Source organism: Flavobacterium frigidum, from assembly GCF_048286735.1.
In the GTDB taxonomy this organism is placed as follows: Bacteria; Bacteroidota; Bacteroidia; order Flavobacteriales; family Flavobacteriaceae; genus Flavobacterium.
Map to the genome: position 1 here is coordinate 13,718 of NZ_JBLVPU010000003.1, position 25,063 is coordinate 38,780.

The following is a 25,063-nucleotide window of genomic DNA, read 5'->3' on the forward strand; positions in this document are numbered from 1 at the left end:
TCCTCCCGAAGGAAGACCAAATATTGTTTTAAATTTCGAAAAGAATCTGAAAATCAGTTAAATAAAAAATGGCAAGCGACCTACATCGCACCGCTCAACCACGTACCCTTGCTATGTTCCCATCCTGGGGGAGTCTGCAGGAGCTGGTCGTGTAGGACTTGCCGGTGCAAATATACAACCTTTTTATATTTTCGCAAGAGCTTTAATCATTAAAAATATCGTTGTATATTGGTACATCAAAAAAAGAAACTATGAGAAATTATAACTTGCTATCTATCATTTTATTAGGAATCACCTTAGCCAGCTGTTCAGACACAAAAAAAAATGAAAATACTTTATTTTCCTTTGATAATTCAAAATTCAAGGAACTATACAACCCAAAAGAGTCGCTTTCATTGTCAATTTTGAACTCAAATTTTAAAACTATTGACAGCATCATCTATTATGTAAATGATAAAAAAGTTGGTTCAAAAAAAGGAGTTGAGAAATTGTCTTTTGAATTTAAAGATCAAAAACTAGGCTATCAAAACCTCAAAGCTATAGTCTACTATGAAGATCAAAATGCTGAGGCTACCACAAGAGTAGAATTAGTTTCTGACATTCAACCTAAATTATTAAAATATACTATTCTCAATACGTATCCGCACGATACATTAGCCTACACACAAGGATTAGAATTTTATCGTGACACTTTGTATGAAGGAACTGGAAATGGATCTGGTCCAACTGGAAATAAAGGAATTTCTAGCTTGAGAAAAACAAATTATAAAACGGGTGAAGTTTATAAAAAGGTTGAATTAGCTGATAAATATTTTGGGGAGGGAATTACAATTCTGAACAATAAAGTATACCAACTAACATGGCAAAATAATGAAGGATATGTTTATAACGCTGATACGTTCAAGAAAGAGAAAACATTTACCTATTTTAAACCTATTGAAGGATGGGGATTGACGAATGATGGGAAAAATTTATACCAATCGGACGGTACCGAAAAAATCTGGATTATGGATCCAACAACCTTAAAAGAAGTAGATTATTTGAACGTTTACTCTTTTGAAACTAAGATAAAATCCATTAATGAACTAGAATGGATCGATGGGAAAATTTACGGTAATGTGTATCAAAAAGATGCCATCGCCATAATAAACCCTAAAAATGGTGCTGTAGAAGCGATCATCAATCTTGCCGATTTAAAGAAAAAAATTACAAAATTACCAGATACCGATGTCCTTAACGGAATCGCTTACAATCCTAAAACGAAAACCATTTTTGTAACTGGAAAAAATTGGGATAAAATGTTTGAAATTAAAATTTCCGAATAACTGTATCTAAATGATCACATTAATTGTAAATATTAAAGAATTATTGCAGGTTCGGGAAACAGCAATTGATAAAGTTTGTGGTGCCGAAATGGCCATTCTTCCCACAATTAAGAATGCTTTTTTAGTAATCAATGACAACCTAATTGCTGATTTTGGTTCGATGGATCATTTGCCTAAAATAAACGCAGATAAAACTATTGATGCAACAGGAAAAATGGTTTTACCCTCTTGGTGTGACAGTCATACGCATATTGTTTATGCGGGTAACCGCGAACAAGAATTTGTGGATCGAATCAATGGCATGACTTATGAAGAAATTGCCAATCGTGGTGGTGGAATACTAAATTCAGCAAAAAAACTCAATGAAACTGCCGAAGAAGAAATTTACAATCAATCAAAAATACGTCTCGAAGAAGTGATGCGTTTGGGAACTGGGGCAGTAGAAATTAAATCCGGCTATGGATTAACGGTTGATGGTGAGTTAAAAATGCTTCGAGTAATTCAGCGTTTAACTCAAAACTATCCAATTACTATCAAAGCAACTTTCTTGGGCGCTCACGCTTTCCCATTAGAATTTAAAGAAAACCATAAAGGCTATATTGATCTAATAATTAATGAAATGCTTCCTGAAATTGCCAAAAATAAACTAGCAGATTTTATAGATGTCTTTTGTGAAACTGGATATTTTTCAGTGGAGGAAACCGAACAAATTATGGAAGCAGGAATTCAATTTGGCTTAAAACCAAAAATTCATGTCAATCAGTTTAATTCTATTGGCGGAATTCAGGCTGGTGTAAAATACAAGGCACTTTCTGTAGATCATCTTGAAACAATGAAACCAGAAGATATTGAAGCGTTAAAAAATACGGAAACAATGCCTGTTGCATTACCTTCATGCTCTTATTTTTTGAGTATTCCTTATACTCCAGCACGAGAAATGATTGCTGCTGGACTTCCATTAGCAATCGCAACGGATTATAATCCAGGTTCTACTCCATCCGGAAATATGAACTTTGTTGTAGCTACTGCTTGTATTAAAATGAGAATGACACCCGAAGAAGCCATAAATGCTGCTACTATAAACGGCGCTTACGCTATGGGGATATCTGAAACCAACGGAAGCATTACCATTGGTAAAAAAGCCAATCTAATTATTACAAAATCTATTCCCTCCTACAATCAAATTCCCTACGCTTTTGGTAGTAATCTAATTGAAACTGTATTGATTGAAGGAGAAATTTTTTCATAAAAAAAGAGGAACATTACGTTCCTCTTTTGATTTTTATTTTCTGATTTTCTTATTTCAAAGTAAAACTAGTTTTTGAAACCAATTGATTTTTTTCAAAAATATTTACATAATAAGTTCCTTTTGGAAAATCTTTACCTCGCAAGTTCTCTGTTACATCAATAGTTTTATTTTCGTAATTAATATTCGAAATAAAACTATACACAAGAGTATCATCACCAAAAGTTTCTGATTTCTTGTCTCCTAGAACATTGTTTTTACTATCGATAACCTGAACGTAATATGATTTTGTTCCTGACTGCGCTACTTGATTTTCTGCAATTGTGTAACTTATTCTTAGAACATCAGCTCTGCTCGCTTTATCAGTAGAAACCTCTTTACCAGAGCTTTTCAATTTAAATGCTGAACCCCTTGTGTTCAATACCGTCAATTTAGCTGCCTTTTCTACAACTCTAGATAATTCTTCATTTTGTCCAGTTAGGGCTTCGTTGTATTTTTTAGATTCGCCTAGCACTACAACGGTACTATCACGTTGTGCGGTAAGTGTTGTATTTGCCTTTTTTAACTGATCATTTTCAGCTATTAAAACCTTCATGTTTCCTTGTAAAGAATTGTACTGCGATCTGTATTTAGCTAAAGATGCAACATCTCCTTTTGACTTATTTAAATCAGACATCAAGTTAACTACTTTGTCTCTTTCTTGAATTAATTCATCAGACATCGATGTGTTTTCTGCAATAGCAGCATCGTAAGTCGATTTTAATTCTTCCAGATCCTTCATCACTGTTTCTTTATCGCTTAGTGTGGTTTTCAATTCTGTTTTTACGGTTTCGGTATCTGAAGTCAATTTAAAAATATAAACCAAACTCCCCACTAATAAAATAGCTAATATTGCTACAACCGCTTTGAGACTTGAACTACTTTTTTGATTTTCCATTTTTAGTTTTGATTTAATTTATTTTACAAATTTAACAATATATAACCACCTCATAACGTCAGTTAACGTATTTATATTATTTTTGATGAAAAATATTTTTTTTAATGGAAAAAATAATACCATTTACCATCAAAGATCTTGCGAAGATTACGAACCATCGCAGTGGTGAAATCAAATTTGGTGAGAAAATGATAACTGTACCAAAAGACACTGATTCATTAACGTTTCTTACAACTTGTGAAGCAAAATATGTGCTGTTTGGAATCCCGGAGGATATAGGCATTAGAGCGAATTTTGGTAGACCTGGCGCTGCTTCTGCTTGGGATAGTGCCATTAAAAGTATTGCTAACATCCAGCACAATCGATTTTGCAAAGGAAACCAACTTTTTATTTTAGGCCAACTGAATGTTAGTGCCGAAATGAAAGAGGTAGAGCATTTGGATTTTAATGATATCGACGATCGTTCTAAACTGAGTCAATTGGTAGAAAAAATTGACAAAGATGTTTCTCATATTATTTTTAATATTATTAAATTAGGTAAAATTCCTATAATAATAGGAGGCGGACACAATAATGCTTACGGAAATATTAAAGGTTCGGCTCTAGCCAAAGGAAAACCAATCAATGCAATAAACTTTGATGCGCACTCCGATTTTAGAATTTTAGAAGGACGACATAGCGGGAACGCTTTTTCGTATGCTTTTGAAGAAGGGTTTTTAAAAAAATATTTTATTTTCGGTTTACACGAAAATTACACTTCAAAAAGCGTCTTAGATATTATAAAAAAAATAGAAGATCGTGTACGATACAATACCTACGACAGCGTAAACATTCGAAAAGAAAAAGATTTCAATCAAGAAATGGCTCTAGCCTTAGAGTTTATAAATGACGATTTTTTTGGAATTGAAATTGATTTAGATTCTATTCCAAATATTGCTTGTAGTGCAATGACTTTGAGCGGTTTTTCAGTGGAGCAACTTCGTCAATTCATTTCTTACTTTGCAAAAAATAAAAACGCAACCTACTTGCATATTTGTGAGGGAGCACCTGATCTAGGTGAAGAAAAAAACAATCACTTGATAGGTAAACTTATAGGTTACTTAGTCACCGATTTCATGAAATCAAATTCAATTTAATCCGTACTGAAGGAACATTTTTGTAGTTGATTTCTAGTCAATAATATCCAAAATCCTATATAAAAAACCATCAAAAATAATAATCCTATCTTTGTTGCACTATTTCTGTACTTATTACAGGATATTTAATACCAAAAATATGTTATTCGAAGATTTATCACTTTCTAAAAGTATACAAAAAGCCGTATTTGAGCAAGGCTACCTTAACCCTACTCCCATTCAAGAACAATCGATACCAATTGTATTATCAGGCAGAGATTTAATTGGTTGTGCTCAAACAGGAACAGGAAAAACAGGTGCATTTGCCATACCAATTATTCATCAATTACACCGAATTGTTGGTTCTTCAAAGAAAGCAAAACTAATTCGTGCCTTAGTGGTAACGCCTACCAGAGAATTAGCAGTGCAAATTGGACAAAGTTTTGATACATACGCAAAATACACCAATCTGACTCAGCTTACGATTTTTGGTGGAGTATCACAAAATCCACAAGTAGATACTTTAAAAAATGGGATAGACATTTTAATCGCTACACCAGGGCGTTTGCTAGATTTACACAAACAAGGTTTCATCGATTTAGACCACTTACATGCTTTAGTACTTGATGAAGCTGATCAAATGCTTGATATGGGATTTGTAAATGATGTCAAGAAAATTGTAAAGCTTACGCCAAAAAACAGACAGACCTTATTTTTCTCGGCTACAATGCCAATTGCCATCCGAGAATTAGCTGAAATGTTTTTGACTGATCCTGCAACTGTTAGTGTTTCGCCTGTATCATCAACCGCTGAAAATGTAGAACAACGAGTATATTTTGTTGAAAAGGGTGAAAAAAGAAACTTATTATACCACCTGATTAATACTGAAAAGCTAACGGATGTTCTAGTATTTTCGAGAACCAAGCATGGTGCTGATAATGTTGTAAAAGCGTTGCGAAAAAATAATATCGCTGCAGAAGCCATTCATGGTGACAAATCACAAAATGCAAGACAACGCGTATTAGATGCTTTCAAGAATAAAGAAGTTGGTGTATTAGTGGCTACTGATATTGCTGCACGAGGAATTGATATTGACCAATTACCCGTTGTTATCAACTTTGATCTACCAAATATACCTGAAACCTACGTGCACCGAATTGGTCGAACTGGACGTGCTGGAAATGGTGGTATTGCAATCTCTTTTTGTAGTAAAGATGAACATACCTACTGGAAAGACATTCAAAAACTTATAAAAGTAGATGTAAAAACAGTAATTGATCATCCCTATCATTGGCATTCTGGAAGTCCTGAACTGCCGGCAGGTTCACAGCAAAAAAATTCAAATCGAAGCGGAGGAGCACACAAATCAAGAAAATCGGAAGTTTCTAAACAAAATAAAAAACGTTGGTATTGATCTAGTGTACATCCTAACAATAAAAACGCCTTTTGTTTTGGTAACAAAAGGCGTTTTTATTTTTAATTTTTTTTATTGCTTGTTTATTGCAACTTGATTTTGTGTATCGTACTATTTTTTTGATTTAGAAGTTAGTATTTTGATAATTTCAAATAATTTAAAGGAGTCAAATGGTTTTATTATAATGTCATTGATTCCTGCTGAAAGTGCTTCTTCGGTAATTTCAGCTTTATTAAAGGCTGTTAATGCTACAATAGGAATATCAATTCCTTTGAGCCGAATTAGTTTTGTAGTTTCAAAACCATTGATTAACGGCATGTTTATATCCATTAAAATTAAATCGAAATTCTCCTTTTCTAAAATCTCTAAGGCATCATATCCATTATCTACAACACTACATTTGTAATTATTTTTTTCAATTGTTTTTCGGGTAATCATTTGATTTATTCGATTATCCTCCACTACCAAAACATGTATCATTTGTGTTGAACTAATTTCTACTTGTATGTTATTAATAATTTCGGCCGTTCGTTCCATATTGTGTTCAAACGCAATTACAAATTGGAATTCAGTTCCTTTCCCAACAGAACTTTGAAGTGTAATGTCACTATCAAAAAGGCCTAAAAGCTGCTTAACAATAGAAAGCCCTAAGCCAGTTCCTTGATAATCTGTTTCTTTTCTATTGACTTGGACAAATTTATCAAAAATCTTTTCTTGATCTAAAGGGTCAATTCCAATCCCATTATCTTGAATTTTAAATTCTAAAAAATAAAAATTATTCTCCACCTTAGCCAGATTAACATGGATACTTACTGCTCCATTTTTTGTAAACTTTAGTGCATTACTGACTAAATTCATAATGATTTGTGAAAGGCGTAACTTATCTCCAATTAAATACTCTGGAATGCGATCATCAATATTCACAATGATTTCGTTGGCATTGGTTTTAGCCATAAAGGAGAGTGAACTTTTAATCATTTCAATTTCATCAGAAATATTAAAAGTTAAACTTTCCAGGACAATTTTATTATCTTCAATTTTATTTATTTGCAAGATATCATTCACTAATGATAATAAATAACGCGCTGAAAATTTTAAAGAATTTAAATGTGGACTATTGACTAGTTCTTTATGCTCATCCAGCAACATATTAGTAATTCCAACTACACCATACAAAGGGGTTCGTAACTCATGACTTATTGTAGAAAAAAATTGGGCTTTTAGCGCAGATACTTCTTCTATTTTCTCTTTGGCAGCTAAGAGTTCTGTATTGGTTTGAGAAAGCTTTATGTTTGCTTTTTTCTTAAAACTATTATTTTTTAATAAGGTATAAAGTAATACTATTAAAATACAAACAATCAGAACAAACAATCCTACAATGATTTTTGATTTGCGAATACTTTGTTCTTGTGCCAGTTTTTCTGATTCAATTTTATCAATTTCTCTTTTGTAGGCATCTAATTCTAAATTTATACCTACTAAATTAGCATTTTCAAGCTTTTCTTTGTTGTATAAATCGTTGGTGATAGTATTGTAAAGTGTAAGATTTTCATACGCCTTTTTGTAATCGCTATTTTTCAACAAATGTTTAGAATACTCCAGATAAGAATACGATAAATCAGACTTCTCATTTCCTTGATTTCCAAATTTAATGGCTTTTTCAAAAAAGGAACTGGCAGTATCTTGATTCCCTTTATTTGAAGAATACATCCCATTCAACAAATTTACTGCGACTACAGTACTTTCATCTCCAAATGTTTTATTGTATTTATTGATAAACTCTAAACTAGGGAAACCTTTTTCAAAAAGACCACTGTCAAAGTAAGCCCAAGCAATGTTTATTTTAGTCATAAAAACCTGATTGTTATCAGCTAATTTTTGACTGTAAATCAATGAATTCTTGTAGTAGTTGATTCCTTTATCATATTGCTTTTTCTCAAAACAATAAATATTACCTAAATTATTAAAGATTTTTTTTCTTAAGGTGTCATTATTTGTTTCTTGCGCATAAGAAAGGCTCTTGTTGTAAAAAAATATTGCTTTATCAAACTCAGCCATTTCCGCATAATTTCCAGCAATAATTGTATAAGAAATGGCTGTAGATCGTAAATCATTACTTGTCATGGCGGAACGAAGTGCCACTTTAGAAATATTTAGCGATTTTTCAAAATTAGCATTCTTTAAGTAGCGGGATGCCTTATCGTTTAATTTGGTAATTTCTTGCTTAGAATATACTTTTGTTTGCGCGAATGAATCTCCGCCAAAAAGATATACTCCAAAGATTAAAATTAAAACAATACGTAAATGTTGCATAAACAAATAATATTTATCAAATATACATTTTATTGTTAAAAAATAAAGGAATAATTATATCGTATCTATTAAAATAAATTGAATATGTGTAATTTTTAAAAAGGTGATTAATTGTATTAAAAACGAATCATTTAAATTTTATAAAAAAACCCGTTCAATTGCTTGAACAGGTTTCATATGATAAGTGCATTTATAAAATACTTTTAATTATTATTACACTGGCAAAACTTCATTATCATTTTCATCGTCACCTTCCCACTGCCCAACAACTGATGTAGCTAAAGCATTTCCTAGAACATTTGTGGCGCTGCGGAACATATCACAAAAATGGTCAATTGGCAAAATTAATGCGATGCCTTCAATTGGAATATCAAACATTCCGCACGTAGCGGCAACTACAACTAAACTTGCTCTTGGAACGCCTGCAATCCCTTTGCTGGTAAGCATCAAAACTAAAAGCATAGTCATTTGTGTACCTAAATCTAAATCAACTCCATAGGCTTGAGCAATAAATATACTGGCAAAAGTCATGTACATCATACTTCCATCTAAATTAAATGAATAACCCAATGGCAACATAAAAGAAACTATTTTATCTTTTACACCAAAGCGTTCCAGCTCTTCTGTCAATTTTGGAAAAACGGCTTCACTGCTAGTTGTTCCAAAAGCTATAATTAAAGGACTCACAATTCTTTTAAGTAAAACAGTCATTCTACTTTTTAGAAAAATATATCCCACCACTATCAATACCAACCAAAGCGAAGAAATACCCACTAAAAAAGAACCAAAAAACTTAAAATAAGTAATTGCTAATTCTTGAAAATCTCGCACTGCAAATACGCCAGCTATAGCTCCAAAAACTCCAATTGGAGCAAATTTCATCACGTAATTCACCATTTTTAGTACAATGTGTGATGTTTTATCTAAAGCAGTGATAACAGGCTTAACATAATCTCCCAATGAAGCTGCGGCTAAACCGAAGAAAATAGAAAAAATTACAATTTGCAAAATTTCATTGGTAGCCAATGCTTCAAAAATACTTTTAGGCACAATATGCTCAATAAAATTTTCAAAAGATATATTTTGAGTTTTCGCTGTTACATCAGCTGCAGTGCCCAAATCTATATTTGATAAATTAAGTCCCACTCCAGGTTTTAATAAATTTACAAACAACATTCCTAACAACAATGAGATAAACGAGGCTGTAAAAAACCAACCCATCGCTTTACCACCAATTCTTCCTACTGCTTTGATATCTCCTAATTTTGCAATACCTACAACGAGTGTTGTAAATACAAGAGGTGAGATAATCATTTGCACCAACCTAATAAATATTGTTGCTAATATTTTAACTTTTGCACTAAAACCTTGAGCTGCTTCAGCTGATATTGAATTATGGATAACGATGCCAAGAATAGCACCTAGCACCATTGCAATTAATATTTGTCCTGTTAATCCCGAAAAAAAGGATGGTTTTTTGGTTGTTTTGGTATTCATTAAATTGGTTTTTAGATTAAATTTATTCTATATTTTCAAACAAATACTTCTCAAGGCACGAAATTTAGTTAGCTAAATTACCTTGTATTTTTTATTAAGAAATGGAGGTAAGGAAATAAAAAGAAAAACGTAACGATTAATTATAAATAAGTTTTGTTAATCAAATAAAAATCGGCTAAGACGATAGCTGCCATGGCTTCAACAATAGGCACTGCGCGCGGCACCACACAAGGATCATGACGCCCTTTTCCTGTCATTTCAGTAATTGCCCCTGTATTGTCTAATGATTCTTGTTTTTGCATAATTGTGGCCACGGGCTTAAACGCAACTCGGAAATAAATATCCATACCATTGCTAATTCCGCCTTGTATGCCTCCTGAAAGATTCGTTCTGGTGCTACCATTTGCATTAAACAAGTCATTATGTTCACTTCCTTTCATCTGTGATCCATCAAAACCACTTCCAAATTCAAATCCTTTTACAGCATTAATCGAAAGCATTGCTTTTCCTAATTCAGCATGAAGTTTATCAAAAACGGGCTCACCAAGTCCTAAAGGTACATTTTGAATTACACAGCTTACAATTCCGCCTACAGTATCACCTTGTTTTCTAATATCTCGAATATAATCCTCCATTACAACTGCAGTTTCTGCATCTGGACAACGAACAGGATTTTTTTCTATGTTTGAAAAATCTAATTCTTGATAGGATTTCTCCAAAAAAATTGGCCCTACTGAGGAGACAAAGGCATTAATCTTAATCTCTGACAGCATTTGTTTGGCTACAGCTCCTGCCACTACTCTACTTGCAGTCTCTCTTGCAGAACTTCGTCCGCCACCACGATAATCTCGAATACCATATTTTTTTTCATATACATAATCAGCATGACTGGGTCTGTAATTGTCTTTTATATGAGAATAATCATCTGATTTCTGATTGGTATTTGGAATAATAAAACCGATCGGCGTTCCTGTAGTTTTACCTTCAAAAATCCCCGAGAGAAATTGAACATCATCTGGTTCTTTGCGCTGGGTAACGATCGCGGACTGTCCCGGTTTTCTTCGAGACATTTCCATTTGAATGGCATCAAAATCTATCGATATTCCTGGAGGACAGCCATCAATTATACCACCTAGCGCCTCACCATGTGATTCACCAAAAGTTGTTAACCTAAAAAGAGTTCCAAAACTGTTTCCTGCCATTATATTACGTTTTGAACAAAAGTACCATTTTACTTCAAAGGTAAAAAGTTTATACCCACATTTTAGAATAAAGATTCAAACGGTTTTAGACATTTATTGTTATAAAATTAACTTTGTGTTGCATTTCTTAACGCACTTTTTGATTTCATTCACTAAAAATTCAATTATTTTGATAAACTTTAAATTCAAAAAACCATTGAAAAAAAGAAAAGTCGAGTTGGTGGTGATTTCTGATGTACATCTGGGAACTTTTGGCAGTCATGCGAAAGAACTATACAATTACTTAAATTCTATAAAACCAAAAACGCTTATATTAAATGGAGACATTATTGATATATGGCAGTTTAGAAAATCCTATTTCCCAAAAGCACATCTAAAAGTTATTCAAAAAATAATAGGTTTTGCTACAAAAGGAACTAAAATATACTACATCACAGGCAATCACGATGAAATGCTTCGGAAATTTAGTGATATCAACATGGGTAATTTAGTTTTAGTAGATAAATTAGTACTAGAACTTGATGGTAAAAAAGCATGGATATTTCATGGAGATGTATTTGATTCGTCTGTTCAACATTCAAAATGGATTGCTAAACTTGGCGGCTTAGGATATGATTATTTAATACTTTTGAATCGTTTTGTTAATTGGTGTTTGTTTAAAATAGGAAAAGAGCCTTACTCATTTTCTAAGAAAATAAAAGCTAGCGTAAAAAAAGCAGTAAAGCACATCTCTGATTTTGAAGAAACAGCAACAGAGCTAGCTATTGAAAAAAAATATGATTACGTTATTTGTGGACATATACATGAACCAAAAATGATTTATAAAGAAAACAAAAACGGGAAGATATTATATTTAAATTCAGGTGATTGGATAGAGAATTTAACGGCATTGGAGTACAATAAAAAACGATGGAAGATTTATAATTATTGTGAAACTGATCCTGTTGAAGAGGAGAATCTTTTTGAAATGGAAGATGTTTTAAGCAATCAAATTATGGCATCAGCGCTTTTTTCCAAACAAAACATCTTATAATTAAAAATTTAATTGCTGCTGTTATTTTTACAAAAACGTAAATTATATAACTTTTATAGAAAATTTTATAAGACATGCTCTCAACTTAATTATAAATTTGTACCTATAAAAACAGACTTATGAAAAAAATTATTTTATCGGCAATTATGTTAATTGGATTAGCATTTACCGCACAAGCACAAGACATCTCAAAAAACGCATTAGGTTTACGTTTTGGTAGTAATAATGGTTTTGGTGGTGAACTTACTTACCAAAGAGCCTTAGGAAGCAACAACAGATTAGAACTTGATTTAGGTTTGAGAAACAGAAGTAACTATAATAACAGTAGTTATGATGATAATGCACTAAAATTAACAGCTTTGTACCAATGGGTATGGAACATTGATGGTGGTTTTAACTGGTATGCTGGTGTAGGTGGTGGAGTAGGAAACTACAGCTATAACATTGATGGTAATAAATACAGTGATACTTTTGTATATGCTGCTGGAAATATCGGTATTGAATATGACTTTGATATTCCTTTGTTAATCTCTTTAGATTTCAGACCTGAGTTTGGTGGAAATGGATACTACAAAGACAATTATGGTTCTGATGTAGCTTTAGCATTGAAATATCAATTCTAGTATTTTAGACAATATATTAAAACGCCACTAGAAATAGTGGCGTTTTTTTTATTTAAAAATAATATCTTTCTTAGAATTTATTTTGACTACACAAAAAGGATTTGTAAAAGCTTGTGTAACCATACTACCTGGTTCCGGGCTAGTTTCTTTTATAGTGATAACAATATTTTTATCGGTTTCAACTACAGTATCAATACCTATACTATAACCTCCCGTGGATTTTTCTCCCATATTCAAAACTAAAAAATTAGAAGTCTGAACATCATTTGGATTAATTTTATTTTTTAAATTTTCATCATTCTGTAACATTGCGATTTGATCCTTCTCCGAAAGAATTTCAAAAAAACGAATACTTGCACCTCCATTTGTCTGCTGTGTCAAGACTTCGTATAAAGAATTCTTCTCGGAATTTTTTGTTGCTTTTGTTCCGCAGGAAACTAAAGCTAAAGTTACTAATGATACTACTATTTTTTTCATTGCTAGATTTTATTGATTAATAGATAAAATTCGAAAGTCTTATTTCTACATTCTAATATTGAAAAATATAAAGTCTATGCGTATTTTTCTATAGCTTTTTTATACAAAGCCTCATAAAGCGGCAATATGTTTTTGATGTCAAATTGTTTTGCAACTGCCAACGCATTTTCTTTAAATTTTTGCAAAATAACTTCATCTTTTAAAATTTTTAAAGCATTTTGTGCCATTTCATCTGTATTTCCCACATCGCTAAGATATCCAGAGATACCATCAAAATTTACTTCTGGTAATCCTCCAGAATTACTTGAAATTACTGGGACACTCCAAGCCATAGCCTCAAGTGCGGCAAGACCAAAACTTTCTGTTTCTGAAGGCAATAAAAATAAGTCTGTGTAGCTCAAAATTTTATCAATCTCGTTACTGTTCCCAAAAAAGATGACTTTATCCAATATTCCTAGTTCCTGACACAAATACTCCGCTTTCTCCTTTTCTGGACCATCTCCCACCATCATCAATTTAGCCGGCATCTCTTTTTGAATATTGTAGAAAATTTTTATTATATCTGGAATTCGTTTTACTTTTCTAAAGTTACTAATATGGGTAATGATTTTCTCTTCTTTAGTAGCCATCAATGAACGGTTACAAGCAGTGCGCGGATCATTTAAATTGTTATTTAATTCAATAAAGTTCGGAATAACCTCAATTTCATTTTTGATGTTGAATAATTTTTGAGTGTCGTCTTTCAAACTTTGGGAAACCGAAGTAACAAAATCTGATTTATTAATACTAAAAGTAACTGCTGGTTTATAAAAGGGATGATTTCCAACTAAGGTTATATCTGTTCCATGTAATGTTGTAACCATTGGGATATTAATTCCTTCATCTTTCAACATTTGCTTTGCCATATAGCCCGCATAAGCATGTGGAATTGCATAATGAACATGAAGCAACTCAATTTTATATAATTTCACCATGTCTACTAATTTACTCGACAAGGCCAATTCGTAAGGTTGGTATTGAAATAAAGGATACTCTGGAACATTTACCTCATGGTAATGTACATTAGGATTCAAAAGTGCTAAGCGAACCGGTTGACTGTATGTAATAAAATGGATTTCGTGACCACGTCGTGCTAATTCAAGTCCCAATTCTGTTGCGACAACACCACTTCCTCCAAAGGTAGGATAACAAACTATTGCAATTTTCATCTCTGTATTTTAGTGAAACGAAATTACTAAAAATTGGAATTGGTTATATGGAAATTTTAGTTAAATAAGAACCGATTATTAAATCTAATTCCTTGAATATTCAAACTTTTAAAATAATTTGAAGAACCAAAATTATTACTAAACAATAGCTGTTTGCGATTGAAAATCATTTCCTATCGGTGCTCTACTTTTTTATTAATCCATTTATTCACTTTGTAGGTAAGATAAGCAGATCCACTACCGATTATCGCACCAGCAACTACATCACTAGGATAATGCACTCCTAAATGCATACGGGAATAGCCAACGGTGCTTGCCCAAATAAAAGAAGGGGCAATAACATACCATTTTGGATAGGCCAAACTAAGCGACGTAGCTGTTGCAAAAGCCAAAGAAGTATGGCCAGAAGGAAAAGATTCTCCTGTAGAAGATGAAACTTGATCAATATCTGGGTAAGTTTCAAACGGTCGATCCCGTTTTACTGCTTTTTTTAATGCTAAAGTTATAAATCCATTAACTAGGAATGATTCACCGATAAAAATAGCCTGTTTCTTAATGGTGCTGTCTTTTTTAATTAATCCAACAGTAAACAAAAGAATAGGAGTTCCAATACTCACCGGAGCCGAACTATTGGTAACAAATTTAAAAGTTGGATCTAAACTTTTATTTCTATTTATATTGATATCACGAAGCAAATTAATATCAACATTTTGAGCATTAACAAAAGTTATGCTAAAAAGCACTACCCATATTTTTATTTTTGCTAAAGCTGAAATCGTAATTTTCATTAAGTTATTTTAAAAAATAGTAATAGGGACTTTATAGTGATAACTAATTCGCATTTTTACACTACTATAAACCAATTAATTAAAAAATATCAACTTAGTCCATAATTGCTTCATAAATGATTTTTTGAATGTCCTCTCTAATATTTTCTTTAGACAATCTATTTTCAGTTGCAACTGGAAAGGTTCTATTAGATAAAAACACATACACAATTTGCGTTTCAGCATCAGCCCAAGCCATAGTTCCTGTATAGCCAGTATGCCCAAAGCTAGTCATCGAAGTACAACCACATGTAGGACCTTCTGTACCCAATTGTGGTTTATCAAAACCGAGTCCTCGCCTATTTCCTGCTGCACAAAAATAACACGTATTAAAATCATTAAAAGTTTTTTCAGAAAAATACTGTTTATTGCCGTAATTGCCTTTTTGCAGGTACAATTCCATTATTTTAGCCACATCCATAGCGTTTGAAAAAACACCAGCGTGACCCGAAACACCACCTTCTAAGCCTGCGGATAAATCATTAACATAACCTTGTAAAAGTTGCTTCCGAAAATAAGAATCCATTTCTGTTGGCGGAATTCTATTTTTATCAAACTTTTCTAAGGGATTAAAACTAGTATTATTCATTCCGAGCGAGCGATAAAAATTTTCCTGTACTAGAATATCTAATGTTTTACCCGTTGTTTTTTCTAAATAATCTTTTAAAATCATAAAGGTCAAATCGCTGTATTTGTATTCTTTTTTAGTCGAAATTTTACTCTTAACAATAAGATCCATGATAGTATTGCTAAAATCATTTCTTATAAAAAGACTGTCCGCCAATCGATTTGAGAAATTTTCTTCCGATACTTTTCTAAAAAAAGCTTCCGAAGGAAATTTCGAATTGTCCATTGTGGCTTTATAAAACGGTATTCCAGCCGCCAGTCCAGCGTAATGCGAAAGCAAATCTTTAAAATTGATATTGGCCTTATTTGAATCTTTAAATATTGGAGACATTGTTCCTAGAGTAGTTTCTAGATTTATTTTTTGCTGATCATACTGCAACATCACATTTGGCAACGTTGCTACAATTTTAGTTAAAGACGCAAGATCATAAATATCTGAATCTTTTACTTTGATTGCTTTATCGTAGGTGTGAAATCCATAGGATTTTTGAAAAATAACTTTTCCTTTTCGGGCCACTAAAACTTGGATTCCTGGTGTCATTTTGCTATCAATCGCTTTATTAGCAATTGCATCAATATTTGACAATATAACTCCACTCATACCCACATTTTCAGGAGTCGTAAATCCCAATCGATTTAATTTCTCGGTAGGCAAACCATCATTTACTTTGAAACTTGAATGAATCGAAACGGGTAATTTCCCTTTGGCTTCAATAGCACCAAAAATTAATTCTGCAGAAACAGTTTGTGCAATTACACTATTTTGATAGGAAACAACCAATCCTTCGATATCGTCAAAATTAGTGATAGGCAATAACGAATACGGTTTAGCAAAAACATCTAGAATAACAGTATTGTTTTTGGCGAGAAAATTAATTTTAAACAATTCATCTGATCGTAAATCATCCTTTTTGAAAGCTACATCAGACTTGTGATATCCAATAATAACGGTTGTAAACGGTTTTAGTTTTACTTGTAAACTATCTAAATTAGAATCGGCAATAACAGTTACTTCAGCGTATTTTTGTAACGTAGAAATAAAAGCATCATTAGTATCATCTCCTATTTTTACGTAGGCAATTTTTTGTTTGTCTAAATTTTTAATTGGCAGCACAGCATCTTCATTTTTTAGCACCGTCAATGCATTTTCGAACAATTCATACTGCAAAGCATCATTTTCAAGGGCGTTTAAATCATTGAAGACATTAGCTGTTAGTATAGTTTTATAGGAATTTAATCCAGCTTTGAATTTAAATTTCAAAATTTTCTTTACCGATGAAGCCAATCGTTCTTCAGAAAATAAATTAGTAGAATAGGCTAAAACGAACTTTTCTATTGCTGTTGGAACATCTTCTGGAAATAACAGTACATCATTTCCTGCCATAAAGGCTTCAAAACTGATTTCGCTAGGGAGTTTGTTATTATTGATACTTTTCATATTCAAAGCATCGGTAAAAATAAGGCCCTTGAAACCTAATTCTTTTTGAAGCACATCTGTCACCACATTATAGGAAATCGATGACGGATATTCTGATCTTGGTTCTAAACTAGGTACATTTAAATGCGCTACCATCACAGAAGATAGTCCCTCATGAAACATTTTCTTGTAAGGATAAAATTCAATCTCCATTAATCTTTCTTTTGAAAAATTAATGGTTGGCAATCCTTTATGAGAATCTATTTCTGTATCACCATGACCAGGAAAATGCTTTCCAGTAGAAAAAACACCTTCGCTTTGAACTCCTTTCATTATTGCTATAGCGCGTTCGGTAACTTTGAATTTATCTTCTCCAAAAGAACGAAAGCCTATGATGGGATTTCTGGGATTTGTATTAATATCTAAAACTGGAGCGAAATTGAATTGCAAACCCAATCGCTTGCTTTGTTTTCCCATTTGAACACCCATACGCTCCAATAATTTCATGTCCTGGATGGCTCCAAGTGCCATGTTCCAAGGATAACGATAAGTGGAATCCAACCGCATGTTTAATCCCCACTCGGCATCACTACCAATAAACAATGGGATTTTGGACTTAGATTGAAAACGATTGGTTAATTTAATTTGACGGATTGGTCCACCCTGAAAGAAAATTAAACCTCCGATTTTATTATCTTCAATTAACTGATCTATAGCTTTTACATGAACTGAATCTTTGTTCGAATAAGCAGCAGCCATAAATAATTGACCGATTTTCTCCCGCAAATTCATTGCATTGTATACACTATCTACCCATTTTGAACCTTCAACAGATACCTCAAAAAGTTGAGGAGTATTACTGAGTTTTATACTGTCTAAATTCTCTGTTTTGGACTTTTGGTTGGCTGTAACTAGTAAAGTACTTTTGACTTTTGTCCCAACACAACTTGAAGCAATTAGGAAAAGTAAGCCATAAAATAAAACAATTTTAACGACTATTTTTCTCATAAAACTATTTTGTTTAAAAAAAGCGACTGTGCCAGCTATCAATGGCAGCAACTTCCCATGATTCATTGTATTCCTCTACATTATTGACTAAGTTATTAAAAACTATGGTATTCTCTGTAACTGCTTTATCCTTAACCATTTTTTTAAAATCAATCAACGGTTTGTGTGCAATGTGCTCACCAAGTTTAAAAGTTACATTCATCTTATCTAATAAATCAACAGAATATTTTTGTTCTAAACTTTGAATAAACTCTACTGAAGAATCAATAGAACAACCTGTAGCAGGCTGCACATCTTGGTTTACCGCAATAATAATAAATCGGTTGTATTTTAGATGATATGATGACTCCAAGCTGGTTCCATGTGCAGCCCAAGTTTCAAGAAAGGATTGCAGAGCAGTTTCGATTTCGGAAAACTCGGCATCCGAAAATTTTCTGTTGGATTGATAAATCCAGATTCTAGATTCTTCGGGTAAATTTTCAAATGGAACGTACATTATGATACTGGGTTATGAGTTATAAATTTTGAATTTGAGCAGTATTAAAAATGCTACTTTTTTTCTAAATCCGTTATAATTTTAAAATATCTAAATTCTTTGCTTTTGGGATCAAAGAGTTCAATTTCTGAATAACTTATCTTTATATTATCTTTTTTATTAATCTCATTGTTAGTTAATATCGAAGCGTTTTCAAAATAATCCAATAATAGAAACGTGAAATTTCTTCCGTTTTTATCTTTTACTTGCAAGGAAAGGAACTGTTCTGTTTTGATCTCGGTAACTTCTCCTTCAATAAAAAGATTTTCTTTTTCGACTTCACTAGTGACATCTTCATCAACCGATCTTCTTCCCATTTCTAAAATAATCGCTGGGCAATCTGCTAACATTTTCATCGCAACTTTTTCTCCAAGGTTTCGCATACCTGCTTCATCATCAAAACTTACTTTATCTTCTGCCTTAAATTCGGACGCATGAGAAGAATAACTCTGAATCATACACAATCCAACTTGGGTTTGCATATCTTTTTTATTCAACTTTGTGTAATCTAATTTTTTGGCTTCTAGACAAGTACACGTTTCTTTACCAATAATATCATATACATCTTGAGAAAAAGAATTTGTACTAAAAATTAAGACCAGTGCTATAATTATTTTTCTCATCATTACAAGTCTTGTGCATTAGCAATAAGCTCTGCAATATCCATCACCTTTACATCGCTTTCTCTTTCTTTATTTTTAATACCATCGGTCATCATGGTATTGCAAAAAGGACAACCCGCTGCAATTATTTCTGGTTTTGTTTCTAAAGCATCTTCGGTTCTTTCAATATTAATTTCTTTGTCACCGTTTTCAGCATCTTTAAACATTTGTGCTCCACCTGCTCCACAGCATAAACCATTTGCTTTAGAACGTTTCATTTCAACTAACTCAGCATCTAATTTAAGAATCAAATCTCTTGGTGCTTCATATACATTATTAGCTCGACCTAAGTAACAAGGATCGTGAAAAGTGATCCGTTTTCCTTTAAATTGACCACCTTCAATAGTAAGTCTACCATCATCTAATAATGATTTTAAAAATTCAGTGTGATGAATCACTTCATAGGTTCCTCCTAATTCTGGATACTCATTTTTAAGTGTGTTAAAACAATGCGGACATGCAGTAACAATTTTTTTAGCTTCGTAGGCATTCAAAACCTCGATATTCATCAAGGCTTGCATTTGAAACAAAAATTCATTTCCAGCTCTTTTTGCAGGATCTCCAGTACAACTTTCTTCGGTACCTAAAACAGCAAAAGGTACATTTGCACGGTTTAAAATACGCACAAATGCTTTGGTTATTTTCTTAGCTCTATCATCAAAACTTCCTGCGCACCCAACCCAAAACAATACTTCTGGTTGTTTTCCTTGAGCTAACATTTCGGCCATTGTTGGCACTATTAAATTCTCTGACATATTATATTGTTGATTCGGTTATCTTTTTCTTTAAATTCTCCTAAGTTCAATTTGCTTAGTCCTCTTAGAACAAAACAAATTAAAAATTCAAATAGCTATTCGTTTTTCCAGTTCAATCGATCTTGTTGATTGTATTGCCAAGGTGCACCATTATTTTCAATATTGGTCATCATGGCGTTCAAAGGCATTGGTGCAGCACTTTGCTCCATTACCAAGTAGCGTCTCATATCCATAATAATAGAAAGAGGGCTAATGTTTACAGGACATTCTTCAACACAAGCATTACAAGATGTACAAGCCCAAAGCTCTTCTGCTGTAATATAATCGTTTAATAATGTTTTGTTGTCTGGAATAAAGATACCTTTATTAGCATCAATATTTCTTCCCACTTCTTCCAATCGATCTCTAGTATCCATCATGATTTTACGGGGAGATAGTTTTTTACCCGTAAGATTAGCAGGACAAGACGAAGTACAACGACCGCACTCTGTACATGTATAAGCGTTCAATAGTTGCACCCAATTTAAATCCTGAACATCACTTGCACCAAATTTACTTGGAACTGCATTCTCATCAATTGGTGCAGCTGCAAAAGGATCAGCATTAGGATCCATCATTAACTTTACCTCTTTGGTTACCGATTCTAGATTATCAAACTGCCCTTGTACATTCAAGTTTGCGAAATAAGTATTAGGAAAAGCTAGTAAAATATGTAAGTGCTTAGAAAAGTATAGATAGTTCATAAATACCAAAATACCCGCAATATGTATCCACCAGAAAACCTCAGAAAGCAACATTACTAATTCATTCGACACTCCATTAAAAATTGGTTCGATAAATTGACTTATTGGAAATGACCCTGCTTTAATGAAATGCGAGTATCCTCCAGGAACCATTTGTAAATGTAAATCTGAGGCATTCATTAACAAAAATAAAGTCATCAATACCACCTCAAAATACAGGATGTAGTTGGCATCACTTTTAGGCCATCCTTTTAAATCAGAACTTACAAATCGCTTCAGTTTGATTGCATTTCTTCGACTCCAAAAAGCAAAAACGGCTACTAGTACTAAAAAAGCTAAAATTTCAAACGATGCAATCAAGATGTTGTACGTAGTTCCTAAAAAAGCAAAAACACGATGTGTACCTAAAAGACCATCAATGATTATTTCTAGCAATTCGATGTTAATGACCACAAAACCTACATATACAATAATATGAAGTATCCCAGCAATAGGCCGTTTTACCATTTTTGATTGACCTAATGCGATCATGGCCATATTTTTCCATCGCGCTTTGGGATTATCAGAACGATTTACAGCTGTTCCAAGATTAATGTTTCGTCTAATTTTTTTAACACTGATAAAAAAATATCCAAAACCAACTGCCAATAAAATGGCAAATAAAATATTATCTAGATAACTCATAAGTACTAATTTTTCACAGTAGAAATAGTATCCTTTGCAGGACCTACATAGGGTTTATTTTTCTTTCCAAATACAGATATATTGACATACCTTGTAGGATAAAGTCTAACATCTTGTAATAATAATTCTAATTCTTTAGTAGAGCTTTTAATGTTTTGATAAAAAGCATCGTCGTTAAGTAATTTGCCCATAGAACCTTTGCCTGATGATAAATTAGTCATAATACCATCAACTTTAGCTAAAGTTGCATTCAAGTTTCTTACTGATTTTCCAATATCGGCCTTGTTTAATGAATCTGATATTTTAGAAAAATTTCCAGACAATTTATTTAAATTGGCAACGGTACCATTTATTTGAGTTTTATTTGAATCTAGTAAAGCATTTACACTTTCAGCTGCTTTATGAAACTGCGCTACTGTCTTGCTCAATTCCGCTAATGTGATTTTTAAATCTTGCTGTCCTTTCTGATCTAAAACGTTATTCAATCCAGAAATTAATTTCTCTGTACTACCCAATACCTTTTCTAATTTTTCTTGAAGCGGCGCCAGTTGATCCCCTACTTTATCCGTAAGACCCATTTTTACTCCACCTTGTAACATTTGGCCATCTACTGCTAATGTCTTGTCTTCAAAATTAGGAATAATTGCAATTTGCTTTCCTCCAATAAAACCAGGTTCATAAATAGAAGCCATGCTTGATCTAGAGATAGGAAAATCTGTTTTTAATTGCAATTGCACTAGCAATATCCCTGTTTTTTCATCAATTGTGATACTACTAACTTTTCCTATTACCAACCCATTTAAGGTCACAGGTGCCGAAGTAGCTAATCCCTCAACACTTTTATACTCTACAAAAAATGTCTTGTAGTTCGTAAACAGATCTCTGCCTTTCAAAAAACTGTAGCCCCAAATAAATAATAAAATCGATGCAATTACTAAAATAGCAGTTTTAATTTCTCTTGATATTTTCAAAATTTAAGTATTTTTTACAAATTTAATATAAAATATTTGACTTGTTGTAATTATTTAAGCGCTTCTTGTATAGTAATATTCTTTCCATCTTTAAAAGCTATAATATAAGCTGAAGTGTACCCTTTTGATTGAGCAACTTTCAAATCCTCCTTGGCAATACTAAAGTCTGATGTAGAGCCATATGCATACTTATACAATTTACCATTGCTTGTTGTCATTGAAACATCTTTTAATCCATTAAAATTGGTGGGATTTAGTTTAATGTTATTTGTTCCTGCTGCAAATTGAACTTTAAAAACCACATCGGTCTTTACAGCTTTTAACTCATGTTTACTCAAAACTTGTTTGGCTTTACTGGTTTTTGAAGTGTCTTTTGCATCATGATTCACTATTTTTTTAGGCTGCTTCTCTTCGTAAGTTTCATCTGATCCCGAAGCACTATATTCTTTGCGATAAGCGATAATAGCAGATGCAATAGACTCTGCCATACTATTTTGCCCTTCCTCAGAATTTAAATACTGTCCTTCCTCCCCATTAGATAAAAAACCCAATTCGATTAACACACTTGGCATGTAAGCCGCATCCAAAACCCACAAAGGAGTTTGTTTTATCCCGCGTGATTTTCGGTGTAATTTATTTTTAAAATTATTTTCTATTTTTGAAGCTAAATTGATACTGCGATCCAAATAATCTTCTTGAAGAATTTTTAATCCAATTAGAGTCTCTGGTTTTTTGGGATCGAAACCTTTATACGTTTGCTTGTAGTCTTTCTCGAGCAATATTACCGAGTTTTCTTGTTTGGCAATTTCTAAATTTCCTTTGCTTCTTGCTAATCCCATTACAAAAGTCTCTGTGCCAAAAGGAACTGGGTTATCAACTGAATTGCAGTGTATCGAAACAAAGAGGTTAGCATCAATACTATTTGCTTTTTTAGGTCTGTCTTTTAGTTCTATAAAAACATCTGATTTTCTGGTGTAAACAACAACAATATTAGGATCTCTTTTAAGATATTTTTCTAATTTTAAAGTAGTTTTTAGTGCAATCTCTTTTTCAACAAAACCATGATACGAATTCCCTGGATCTTTACCTCCATGACCCGCATCTAAAATAACTGTAAACTTTTGATTGGATTGTGAAAAAGAAATGTACCCAAAAAATAAAAATAAGGACAAAATTATCTTTTTGAATGCCGTGGTTAGTTTCAAAATTTGTGTTTTTTTCTAAAATTATAAAACAATTGTATTCTTAATTTATAACATCTTGAATGTTGACCTTCGCTCCATTTTTAAATGCAATTAAAAATGCAGAAGCGTACCCTTTCGCTTTCGCCTCACTTAAATACTTTTTTGCTTCATTATAATCTGTAGTTTCTCCAAACATGTATTTGTAAACTCCGCCTTCATAAGTAACAGAAACATTATTAAGACCCTTAAAATTTCTTGGAACTAACTCTACTCGTTTTCGCGTAGCAGAAAGTTGCACTTTAAATAAAGGTAGTGCAACATCTCCCACTTGTTTTGAGTTCTTCGTAACTGTTTCAGGCTGAGGATTAACTTTTGCTTTATCCGGAGTTATAGTTTCTATTATTGGTTTTTCATTAATTTTTTGTACCGGTCTTTCTTCAAAAACTTCCATTTCTCCGTTCCCATAATATTCTTTTTTATAGCTAATTACAGCATCTGCAATTGCTTTTGCTATTTCATCTTGCCCTTCTTCAGAATTCAATTTATTTCCTTCAATGGTATTGGATATGAAACCCATTTCGATAAGCACTCTGGGCATATAAGCTTTATGAAGTACCATAAAAGGAGCTTGTTTCACACCTTCACCACGAATTTTTTTTCCTAGATCCTCAAAAGCATCTTCGACTTTGCTGGCAAGTGAAATACTATTGTCTAGGTATTCCTCTTGCATGATTGTCATTCCAATCATTGTTTCTGGCGAGTTAGGATCAAATCCTTCATATTTTTGCTTGTAATCTTTTTCTAAAGTGATTACAGAGTTTTCTTTTTTGGCAGCTTCTAAGTTGGAAGATACCTTACTCAATCCCATCACATAAGTTTCTGTGCCATCAGCAGCAGTATTTCTATTTGCATTACAATGAATGGAAACAAATATAGTGGCATTGAATCTATTGGCAATATTGGCTCTTTCAATTAAATCAATAAAAACATCTGTTTTTCGGGTATAATTGACTTCCATTTGTGGAGTAGCTTCTAATATTTTTCCAACTTTTAAAACTACAGCCAATGCAATATTTTTTTCGATGCGTCCTTCATAGACAGCACCAAAATCGTGTGCGCCATGTCCGGCGTCTAAAGTTACTTTAAAAGTATTAGATTGGCTGAATCCAACCAGGGAATTAAGCATCAAAATAAAAGTAACAATTATTCTAATTTTACTTGTACTATGCATAAAGCGATAAGTTAATTTAATTAAAATAC

General features: G+C 32.7%; 21 protein-coding genes and 1 other RNA gene. 6 read left to right on the top strand and 16 right to left on the bottom strand.

Annotated features, from left to right (window positions below):
* Positions 1-66: 66 nt before the first annotated feature.
* An RNA gene (ffs, locus tag ACNQGO_RS02700) (signal recognition particle sRNA small type) lies at positions 67-164 on the bottom strand.
* A gap of 87 nt (positions 165-251) precedes the next feature.
* Between ffs and ACNQGO_RS02705 the strand changes: the two genes are divergently transcribed.
* Positions 252-1,325 (top strand): glutaminyl-peptide cyclotransferase, encoded by a 1,074-nt coding sequence (locus ACNQGO_RS02705; protein ID WP_417984080.1) that lies wholly within the window; start codon positions 252-254, stop codon positions 1,323-1,325.
* Between the two features lie 10 nt (positions 1,326-1,335).
* Positions 1,336-2,574 (top strand): imidazolonepropionase, encoded by a 1,239-nt coding sequence (gene hutI, locus ACNQGO_RS02710; protein ID WP_417984081.1) that lies wholly within the window; start codon positions 1,336-1,338, stop codon positions 2,572-2,574.
* 49 nt (positions 2,575-2,623) lie between these two features.
* Here the strand turns inward: hutI and ACNQGO_RS02715 are convergent, their stop codons facing one another.
* A complete protein-coding gene (locus tag ACNQGO_RS02715) occupies positions 2,624-3,508 on the bottom strand; it encodes a hypothetical protein (RefSeq protein ID WP_417944294.1) in 885 nt (294 codons plus the stop codon).
* A 104-nt stretch (positions 3,509-3,612) separates the two neighbouring features.
* On the opposite strand from ACNQGO_RS02715, the gene ACNQGO_RS02720 reads away from it, so the two are divergent.
* Entirely contained in the window at positions 3,613-4,644 is a 1,032-nt protein-coding gene (locus ACNQGO_RS02720; protein WP_417970950.1) for a formimidoylglutamase, read from the top strand.
* A 139-nt stretch (positions 4,645-4,783) separates the two neighbouring features.
* The gene (locus ACNQGO_RS02725) at positions 4,784-6,037 is read left to right on the top strand and encodes a DEAD/DEAH box helicase (protein WP_417970948.1); all 1,254 of its coding nucleotides are present in this window, start codon (positions 4,784-4,786) and stop codon (positions 6,035-6,037) included.
* A gap of 111 nt (positions 6,038-6,148) precedes the next feature.
* Here ACNQGO_RS02725 and ACNQGO_RS02730 read toward each other — a convergent pair whose 3' ends face one another.
* The 3 genes from ACNQGO_RS02730 to aroC form a co-directional block, all read right to left on the bottom strand.
* Positions 6,149-8,350, bottom strand: coding sequence for a response regulator (locus tag ACNQGO_RS02730; RefSeq protein WP_417970946.1), 2,202 nt, complete (start codon positions 8,348-8,350; stop codon positions 6,149-6,151).
* Between the two features lie 213 nt (positions 8,351-8,563).
* Entirely contained in the window at positions 8,564-9,847 is a 1,284-nt protein-coding gene (locus ACNQGO_RS02735) for a dicarboxylate/amino acid:cation symporter (protein ID WP_417970944.1), read from the bottom strand.
* A 140-nt stretch (positions 9,848-9,987) separates the two neighbouring features.
* Positions 9,988-11,049: a chorismate synthase gene (gene aroC / locus ACNQGO_RS02740; RefSeq protein ID WP_417970942.1), complete on the bottom strand. Its 1,062-nt coding sequence runs from the start codon at positions 11,047-11,049 to the stop codon at positions 9,988-9,990.
* Positions 11,050-11,245: 196 nt separating this feature from the next.
* Between aroC and ACNQGO_RS02745 the strand changes: the two genes are divergently transcribed.
* On the top strand, positions 11,246-12,082 hold the full coding sequence (locus ACNQGO_RS02745; protein WP_417944300.1) for a UDP-2,3-diacylglucosamine diphosphatase: 837 nt from the start codon (positions 11,246-11,248) through the stop codon (positions 12,080-12,082).
* Between the two features lie 119 nt (positions 12,083-12,201).
* The gene (locus tag ACNQGO_RS02750) at positions 12,202-12,705 is read left to right on the top strand and encodes a hypothetical protein (RefSeq protein WP_417944301.1); all 504 of its coding nucleotides are present in this window, start codon (positions 12,202-12,204) and stop codon (positions 12,703-12,705) included.
* A gap of 48 nt (positions 12,706-12,753) precedes the next feature.
* Here the strand turns inward: ACNQGO_RS02750 and ACNQGO_RS02755 are convergent, their stop codons facing one another.
* From ACNQGO_RS02755 to ACNQGO_RS02805, 11 genes are all read right to left on the bottom strand, one after another.
* Complete coding sequence (locus ACNQGO_RS02755) at positions 12,754-13,182, bottom strand: protease complex subunit PrcB family protein (RefSeq protein WP_417984082.1); 429 nt, start codon at positions 13,180-13,182, stop codon at positions 12,754-12,756.
* 74 nt (positions 13,183-13,256) lie between these two features.
* Positions 13,257-14,390 (bottom strand): N-acetyl-alpha-D-glucosaminyl L-malate synthase BshA, encoded by a 1,134-nt coding sequence (gene bshA / locus ACNQGO_RS02760; RefSeq protein WP_417944303.1) that lies wholly within the window; start codon positions 14,388-14,390, stop codon positions 13,257-13,259.
* Positions 14,391-14,563: 173 nt separating this feature from the next.
* On the bottom strand, positions 14,564-15,178 hold the full coding sequence (locus ACNQGO_RS02765; RefSeq protein ID WP_417984083.1) for a phosphatase PAP2 family protein: 615 nt from the start codon (positions 15,176-15,178) through the stop codon (positions 14,564-14,566).
* Positions 15,179-15,272: 94 nt separating this feature from the next.
* Positions 15,273-18,269, bottom strand: coding sequence for a glycoside hydrolase family 3 N-terminal domain-containing protein (locus tag ACNQGO_RS02770; protein ID WP_417984084.1), 2,997 nt, complete (start codon positions 18,267-18,269; stop codon positions 15,273-15,275).
* Positions 18,270-18,282: 13 nt separating this feature from the next.
* Positions 18,283-18,765 carry an ABC transporter ATPase gene (locus ACNQGO_RS02775; protein ID WP_417984085.1) on the bottom strand — a complete coding sequence of 161 codons (483 nt, stop codon included), beginning with the start codon at positions 18,763-18,765 and terminating at the stop codon, positions 18,283-18,285.
* Positions 18,766-18,818: 53 nt separating this feature from the next.
* The gene (locus ACNQGO_RS02780) at positions 18,819-19,427 is read right to left on the bottom strand and encodes a hypothetical protein (RefSeq protein ID WP_417948193.1); all 609 of its coding nucleotides are present in this window, start codon (positions 19,425-19,427) and stop codon (positions 18,819-18,821) included.
* 2 nt (positions 19,428-19,429) lie between these two features.
* Positions 19,430-20,221: a (Fe-S)-binding protein gene (locus ACNQGO_RS02785; protein ID WP_417984086.1), complete on the bottom strand. Its 792-nt coding sequence runs from the start codon at positions 20,219-20,221 to the stop codon at positions 19,430-19,432.
* A gap of 95 nt (positions 20,222-20,316) precedes the next feature.
* On the bottom strand, positions 20,317-21,648 hold the full coding sequence (locus tag ACNQGO_RS02790; protein ID WP_417984087.1) for a 4Fe-4S dicluster domain-containing protein: 1,332 nt from the start codon (positions 21,646-21,648) through the stop codon (positions 20,317-20,319).
* A 5-nt stretch (positions 21,649-21,653) separates the two neighbouring features.
* Entirely contained in the window at positions 21,654-22,619 is a 966-nt protein-coding gene (locus ACNQGO_RS02795; protein ID WP_417978601.1) for an MlaD family protein, read from the bottom strand.
* A gap of 50 nt (positions 22,620-22,669) precedes the next feature.
* Positions 22,670-23,824, bottom strand: coding sequence for an N-acetylmuramoyl-L-alanine amidase family protein (locus ACNQGO_RS02800; protein ID WP_417984088.1), 1,155 nt, complete (start codon positions 23,822-23,824; stop codon positions 22,670-22,672).
* A gap of 40 nt (positions 23,825-23,864) precedes the next feature.
* A complete protein-coding gene (locus tag ACNQGO_RS02805) occupies positions 23,865-25,034 on the bottom strand; it encodes an N-acetylmuramoyl-L-alanine amidase family protein (protein ID WP_417984089.1) in 1,170 nt (389 codons plus the stop codon).
* Between the last annotated feature and the right edge of the window lie 29 nt (positions 25,035-25,063).

Bases quoted from the DNA above. Each gene is read 5' to 3' on its own strand.
- hutI (WP_417984081.1), top strand. From the start codon at position 1,336: ATGATCACATTAATTGTAAATATTAAAGAATTATTGCAGGTTCGGGAA.
- ACNQGO_RS02780 (WP_417948193.1), bottom strand. From the start codon at position 19,427: ATGAGAAAAATAATTATAGCACTGGTCTTAATTTTTAGTACAAATTCT.
- ACNQGO_RS02775 (WP_417984085.1), bottom strand. From the start codon at position 18,765: ATGTACGTTCCATTTGAAAATTTACCCGAAGAATCTAGAATCTGGATT.
- ACNQGO_RS02720 (WP_417970950.1), top strand. From the start codon at position 3,613: ATGGAAAAAATAATACCATTTACCATCAAAGATCTTGCGAAGATTACG.
- ACNQGO_RS02715 (WP_417944294.1), bottom strand. From the start codon at position 3,508: ATGGAAAATCAAAAAAGTAGTTCAAGTCTCAAAGCGGTTGTAGCAATA.
- ACNQGO_RS02755 (WP_417984082.1), bottom strand. From the start codon at position 13,182: ATGAAAAAAATAGTAGTATCATTAGTAACTTTAGCTTTAGTTTCCTGC.
- bshA (WP_417944303.1), bottom strand. From the start codon at position 14,390: ATGAAAATTGCAATAGTTTGTTATCCTACCTTTGGAGGAAGTGGTGTT.
- ACNQGO_RS02735 (WP_417970944.1), bottom strand. From the start codon at position 9,847: ATGAATACCAAAACAACCAAAAAACCATCCTTTTTTTCGGGATTAACA.
- ACNQGO_RS02730 (WP_417970946.1), bottom strand. From the start codon at position 8,350: ATGCAACATTTACGTATTGTTTTAATTTTAATCTTTGGAGTATATCTT.
- ACNQGO_RS02765 (WP_417984083.1), bottom strand. From the start codon at position 15,178: ATGAAAATTACGATTTCAGCTTTAGCAAAAATAAAAATATGGGTAGTG.
- ACNQGO_RS02805 (WP_417984089.1), bottom strand. From the start codon at position 25,034: ATGCATAGTACAAGTAAAATTAGAATAATTGTTACTTTTATTTTGATG.
- ACNQGO_RS02790 (WP_417984087.1), bottom strand. From the start codon at position 21,648: ATGAGTTATCTAGATAATATTTTATTTGCCATTTTATTGGCAGTTGGT.
- ACNQGO_RS02750 (WP_417944301.1), top strand. From the start codon at position 12,202: ATGAAAAAAATTATTTTATCGGCAATTATGTTAATTGGATTAGCATTT.
- ACNQGO_RS02725 (WP_417970948.1), top strand. From the start codon at position 4,784: ATGTTATTCGAAGATTTATCACTTTCTAAAAGTATACAAAAAGCCGTA.
- ACNQGO_RS02770 (WP_417984084.1), bottom strand. From the start codon at position 18,269: ATGAGAAAAATAGTCGTTAAAATTGTTTTATTTTATGGCTTACTTTTC.
- aroC (WP_417970942.1), bottom strand. From the start codon at position 11,049: ATGGCAGGAAACAGTTTTGGAACTCTTTTTAGGTTAACAACTTTTGGT.
- ACNQGO_RS02785 (WP_417984086.1), bottom strand. From the start codon at position 20,221: ATGTCAGAGAATTTAATAGTGCCAACAATGGCCGAAATGTTAGCTCAA.
- ACNQGO_RS02705 (WP_417984080.1), top strand. From the start codon at position 252: ATGAGAAATTATAACTTGCTATCTATCATTTTATTAGGAATCACCTTA.